This window comes from Amycolatopsis sp. SID8362 (genome assembly GCF_010550475.1).
Classification (GTDB): Bacteria; Actinomycetota; Actinomycetes; order Mycobacteriales; family Pseudonocardiaceae; genus Amycolatopsis; species Amycolatopsis eburnea.
Window position 1 is genome coordinate 1 of record NZ_JAAGNB010000592.1, and the last position, 5,193, is coordinate 5,193.

The 5,193-nt window shown below is 73.2% G+C and carries 7 protein-coding genes; 3 read left to right on the forward strand and 4 right to left on the reverse strand.

Going from position 1 to position 5,193, the window contains the following annotated elements:
* Positions 1–139: 139 nt before the first annotated feature.
* Complete coding sequence (locus G3I65_RS18620) at positions 140–607, reverse strand: SRPBCC family protein (RefSeq protein WP_160697239.1); 468 nt, start codon at positions 605–607, stop codon at positions 140–142.
* A gap of 86 nt (positions 608–693) precedes the next feature.
* Between G3I65_RS18620 and G3I65_RS18625 the strand changes: the two genes are divergently transcribed.
* Both G3I65_RS18625 and G3I65_RS18630 read left to right on the forward strand, forming a co-directional pair.
* Positions 694–1,677, forward strand: coding sequence for a YihY/virulence factor BrkB family protein (locus tag G3I65_RS18625; RefSeq protein WP_309235549.1), 984 nt, complete (start codon positions 694–696; stop codon positions 1,675–1,677).
* Positions 1,678–1,681: 4 nt separating this feature from the next.
* Positions 1,682–2,062: a VOC family protein gene (locus tag G3I65_RS18630; RefSeq protein ID WP_125307533.1), complete on the forward strand. Its 381-nt coding sequence runs from the start codon at positions 1,682–1,684 to the stop codon at positions 2,060–2,062.
* Between the two features lie 84 nt (positions 2,063–2,146).
* Here G3I65_RS18630 and G3I65_RS18635 read toward each other — a convergent pair whose 3' ends face one another.
* Both G3I65_RS18635 and G3I65_RS18640 read right to left on the reverse strand, forming a co-directional pair.
* Positions 2,147–2,485: a hypothetical protein gene (locus G3I65_RS18635; protein WP_166640270.1), complete on the reverse strand. Its 339-nt coding sequence runs from the start codon at positions 2,483–2,485 to the stop codon at positions 2,147–2,149.
* 138 nt (positions 2,486–2,623) lie between these two features.
* Positions 2,624–3,637 (reverse strand): DNA topoisomerase IB, encoded by a 1,014-nt coding sequence (locus G3I65_RS18640; protein WP_160697240.1) that lies wholly within the window; start codon positions 3,635–3,637, stop codon positions 2,624–2,626.
* Between the two features lie 91 nt (positions 3,638–3,728).
* Between G3I65_RS18640 and G3I65_RS18645 the strand changes: the two genes are divergently transcribed.
* Complete coding sequence (locus tag G3I65_RS18645; RefSeq protein ID WP_160697241.1) at positions 3,729–4,265, forward strand: DUF1360 domain-containing protein; 537 nt, start codon at positions 3,729–3,731, stop codon at positions 4,263–4,265.
* Here the strand turns inward: G3I65_RS18645 and G3I65_RS18650 are convergent.
* On the reverse strand, positions 4,262–5,193 hold a 932-nt coding region (locus G3I65_RS18650; protein ID WP_160697242.1), incomplete at its 5' end, for an FAD-dependent oxidoreductase. The genes G3I65_RS18645 and G3I65_RS18650 overlap by 4 nt on opposite strands.

The following is a 5,193-nucleotide window of genomic DNA, read 5'->3' on the forward strand; positions in this document are numbered from 1 at the left end:
GCGCGGCCCTGGCCCGCGCCGGCCGCCTCGGCGGCGGCTACGCGGCGGTGATCCGCGCCGCCCACCGCGCCATCTACAGCTCGTGAGTGTTCAGTCGGGTTAGAACCCGACCGAACACTCACGACCAGCCGCGGCAGAGTTACGGGCGGGGGTGGCCGTCCTGCGCGCGGGCGTGCTTGCCGGTGGCGAGGTCGGCGAGGCGGGCGAGGGATTCGGTGTTGCGCGGCTTGACGATCAGCGCCTGGACCGCGGCCGGCAGCACCCTGCCGACGCCGTTCACGATGTGCTCGGTCATCCGGACCAGCGTGGCCCCTTCGCCGTGCGGGACGAGCGTCAGCCCGACCGCCGCCGTGCCCAGCGGCCAGCCGCGGGCCTCCAGGGACAGCGACAGGCCGGGCTCCACCGCCCGGACCACGGTGATGTCCTGGATGTGCACCGGCCACGGGCCCACGCTGTGGTGGATCCGGGAGCCGACCGCGGGCCAGCCGGGGTCGACGTCGCGGATGTGCGAGCTGCCGACCACCCAGCCGGCGTAGAGCCAGCCGTCGGCGAGGACGTCGAACACGGCGTCGGGCGGTGCGTCGATCACGCGGCTGACCTCGGTCACGGGGCTCCTCCTGAGCATCGGGTTGGCGGACGAATACCCGGTACCGGACCGGGTATGCCATCGCCGACGAAGCGGAGGTGGCGGCGGTGGCCGAACTAGGTAACGAGCCCGAAGGGCCGGGAGAGCTGTCCAAGCGCTCGTGGGGCGCGGTGCTGAAACGCACGTTCAAGCAGTTCGGCCGCGACAACTTGACCGACTGGGCCGCCGCGCTGACCTACTACGGCGTGCTGTCGCTGTTCCCGGGTGTCATCGTGCTCACGTCGCTGCTCGGCCTGCTCGGCCCGGACAAGATCCAGGCCGTGATCGACAACGTCGAGCAGGTCGTGCCCGGACAGGGCAAGAACATCCTCGTCGGCGCGATCCAGGAGCTGGCCGGCTCGCGCGGCCTGGCCGGGCCGCTGGCGATCATCGGCCTGCTCGGCGCGCTGTGGTCGGCGTCCGGGTACGTCGGCGCGTTCATGCGGGCGTCGAACGCGATCTACGGCATGCCGGAGGGCCGGCCGGTGTGGAAGGTGGTGCCGATCCGGGTGCTGCTCACGATCGGGATCGTCGTCCTGCTGGCGGCGTGCGCGCTGGGCGTGGTGGCGACGGGGACGATCGCGCGCCGCCTGGGCGACCTGATCGGGCTCGGCTCGACCGGGGTGCTGGTGTGGGAGATCGCGAAGTGGCCGGTGATCGCGCTGCTGGTCAGCCTGGCGTTCGCGCTGCTGTACTGGGTGGGCCCGAACGTGCGGCAACCCGGCTTCAAGTGGCTGACCCCGGGCGGCCTGCTGGCGGTGCTGCTGTGGGTGGCGGCGTCGGCCGGGTTCGCGCTGTACGTCGCGAATTTCGGTTCGTACAACAAGACTTACGGTTCGCTGGCGGGCGTGATCGTGTTCCTTGTATGGTTGTGGATCTCGAACCTGGCGGTGCTGCTGGGCGCCGAGCTCGACGCCGAGCTCGCCCGGGGCCGCGGCATCGAAGCGGGGCGCGAGGAGGACCAGCAGGAGCCCTTCCTGCCGCCGCGGGACACCACGGCGATGGACGAGGACGAGGCCGCGGACGTGGCACGCGAGACGGAACGGAGCTGACCGGATGGCCGCCCGGATCACCGGACTGGTGCTGGACTGCCACGACCCCGACCGGCTGGCGGAGTTCTGGTGCGCGGTGCTGGGCTACGAGGTGATCGGCCACGAGCCCGACGGCCTCGAGCTGGGCCTCCCGGGCGTCCCGCTGGGCGACGGCCCCCCGACGCTGGTGCTGGCCCGCACGGACCACCCCCGCCGCGGCAAGCTCCCGCTGCACGTGGACGTGAACCCGGTGGGCGGCGACCAGGACGCGGAGCTGCGCCGCCTGCTGGCGCTGGGCGCGCGGCCCGCGGACGTCGGTCAGGACGGCACGGAGTCCTGGGTGGTGCTGCAGGACCCGGAGGGCAACGAGTTCTGCCTGCTGCGGAAAGAGCTGGGCACGGACTGAGCCGGCCGCTGGGATGTAGTGAATGACTCATTCCTGTCGTCCGACGACAGGAATGAGTCATTCACTACAGTCGATCGAGCCGCCTCAGCGGTCCTCGGCCGCGCACCGCCGCCACTGCACGTGGTCGCCCTCGCGGTCCGCGTGCCACACCGCGCTGCCCGAATCCGACTCCCACGTCGGCACGAGCCGTCCGGTCACCACGTGGCCCCGGGCCACCCGGCCGAACAACTCCACGCCGTCCGCCCGGCGGGCCGCCGGGATCCACGCCGGGAAGCGGGCGCGGGGGAGCTTCCGTTCGATCCATTCGCGGGCCGAACCCTCGCTGCCGTGCTCGGACTCGACGATGCTCGACACCGGGCCGTCGCCGCCCACGGCGAGGCCGATCGAGGCGCGCCAGCGCACGGGGGACGGGTCGGAAGTCATCGTCCCCAGGGTCCCGGACGGCCGGGTCCGCGGGCCAGTACACGTTCGGATGGATCGGCGTTCACTCACCGTGCCTCCTGCCGCTCGACCGGACGTCCTCACCGCGATCGACTTCCCCGTCCGAGTGACTTCCAATCCTCATGACGCCTTCAACAGCCGCGCGCACGCCTTTTCCAGCACCTCCCGTGCGTCGTCGCCCTCCAGCCGGCCCGCCCGCTTCAAGGCCGCCGCGATCGTGCGCTCGCCGCGGTACGCTTCGACCAGCCGCGGGTCCACATAGGACGAGCGGCACACGGCGGGGGTGTTGCCGAGCGCCCGGGAAACCTCCCGCATCACCCCGGCTTCCGCGCGCTTGCGGGCGGATTCGGACGTCGGCGGGTCCGCCGCGGCGAACGCGGCCGCCGCCAGGACCGTCGCCGTCCACGTGCGCAGGTCCTTAGCCGTGCAGTCCTCGCCCGCCAGCTCCTTGAACCGCTCGTTGACGTCGGACGCGTGCACCTCGTGCCAGGTGCCGCCCTCGCGGTAGCAGAGCAGCCGGTCGCTCCCGGACCGGCTGCGCAGGAGGGACTTCACCGCCGCGGCCAGCGCCGCGTCGCGGATCGCCACCTCGCGCTCGAGGCCGCCCTTGGCGACGTAGCGGAACCGGCATTCGTCGCCGCGCACGGAGGCGTGCTCGCGCAGCAGCGTCGCGACGCCGTGGGTGCCGTTCTCCTCCGCGTACTCCTCGCCGCCGGTGCGGAAGATGCCCCGGTCGAGCATGCGCAGCGCCGCCGCCAGGACGCGTTTCCTGGTCAGGCCGCGGCCGGCCAGGTCGGCCGCCACCGACTCGCGCCACCCGGGAAGCCGCCGGGCCATCGCCAGGACGCGGTCGTGCTTCTCCTCGTCGCGGTCGCGCCGCCACTGGTCGTGGTAGCGGTACTGGCGCCGCCCGGCGACGTCGGTGCCGACCGCCTGGACGTGCCCGTTCGGGTGCGGGCAGATCCACACGTCCCGCCAGGCAGGCGGGATGACCAGGTCCTTGATCCGCGCGAGCAGCTCCTCGTCGGTGACCGGTGAGCCGTCGGGCAGGACGTAGGAGAAGCCCCGGCCGCGGCGGATCCGCCGGATGCCGGGGCCGCGCAGGTCACTGCGCCGGAGCCGGGTGCGTCCCATCGCCGCGAAGTACCCGCCGGGAGTACCCGGCAACCATGATTGCCGCGCGCCCGCGCGGGTACGCGTCGGGAAAGCACCGGAAGGAGCACGGATGACCACCGCAACCAGCGTCGTCGAAGAGGTCGCCGCCAAGGCGAAGCGGGTCCAGCGCCGGTACGCCGGGGAAGCCGACCGGCCGCTCGCCGGGTACCTCGGCGCGATGGGGGCGTACGGCGCCTTCGTCGGCGCGCTGACGGCGCTCGGCCGGGCTTCCGGCGCCCGGTTGCCACGCCGCTTCGGCGCCGGTGACACGGTCCTGCTGGGCACCGCGACCTTCAAGGCGGGCCGCATGCTCGCCAAGGCCGCCATCACCAGCCCGCTGCGCGCGCCGTTCACGAAGTACGAAGAGCCGGCCGGTGAGGACGAGCTGAACGAGTCCGTGCCCGGGCGGAGCCACGCCGGGCACGCCGTGGGCGAACTCGTGTCCTGCCCGTTCTGCCTGGACGTGTGGATCGGCACCGGCCTGGCCGCGGGCCTGGTCGTGGCGCCGCGGCCGACGCGCCTGGCGGCCACGGTGCTGACCGCGATCGGCGTGGCCGACGCCCTGCACCTGCTCTACGACGCCGGCAAGAAGCTCGCTTCGGGTTAACCGCGGCGCAGCGGGCGGACGGCGGGGCCCTGGACGACCTCGCCGTCGACGCCGAAGCGGGAGCCGTGGCACGGGCAGTCCCACGTCTTTTCCGCGTCGTTGAAGGAAACCAGGCAGCCGAGGTGGGTGCAGTGCGCGCCGACGGTGTGCAGCTGCCCGGCTTCGTCGCGGTGGGCGGCGACCAGCTCGCCGCCCACGCGCAGGACCGCGGCCTCGCCGGGCCGGAGGTCGTCGAGCTTTTCCGCGCGCCACAACGCCGCGACGTGGTCGCCGACCAGGTACTTCGCCACCGTGAGGTTGTCCTGCGCCAGGGTGGGCACCGAGCGGGCGTCGAAGCGGTTGGGGTCGAACAGGTCCGCGGCCGGGTGCGGCTCGCCGAGGATCCGCGCGGCCAGAATGTGCCCGGCCGCGGTGCCGCCGGTCATGCCCCACTGGCCGAATCCGGTGGCCACCCACAGGTTTTTCGTCCCCGGCAGGTAGCGGCCGACGTACGGCAGCAGGTCCACAGTGGACAGGTCGTGCGCGGACCAGCGGTGGGTCACCCGGTGCAGCCCGGCGTGCTCGCCGGCCCAGTCCGCCAGCCGCTGATACCGCCGTTCGACGTTGACGTGCGCGCCGACGCGGTAGTGCTCGCCGCCCGCGAGCACCATCGGCGTGCCCTGCTCGGTGTACCCGCGCACGGAGTGGTGCGTGTCGGCGTCGAGGAACATGCCCGACGGCGGGGCGTTCCCGGCCGCCGGGCCCGCGACGACGAGGTCGCGCACCGGTTCGAGCCGGGCGAAGTAGAGACCGCGGTCGAGCACGGGGTAGTGGGTGGCGACGACGACTTCGCCCGCCACGACGTCGCCGCGCGAGGTGCGGACGGTCTGCCCGTGCACGGCGGTCGCGCGGGCGTTCTCGACGACGGTGCCGCCCGCGCGCTCGACCT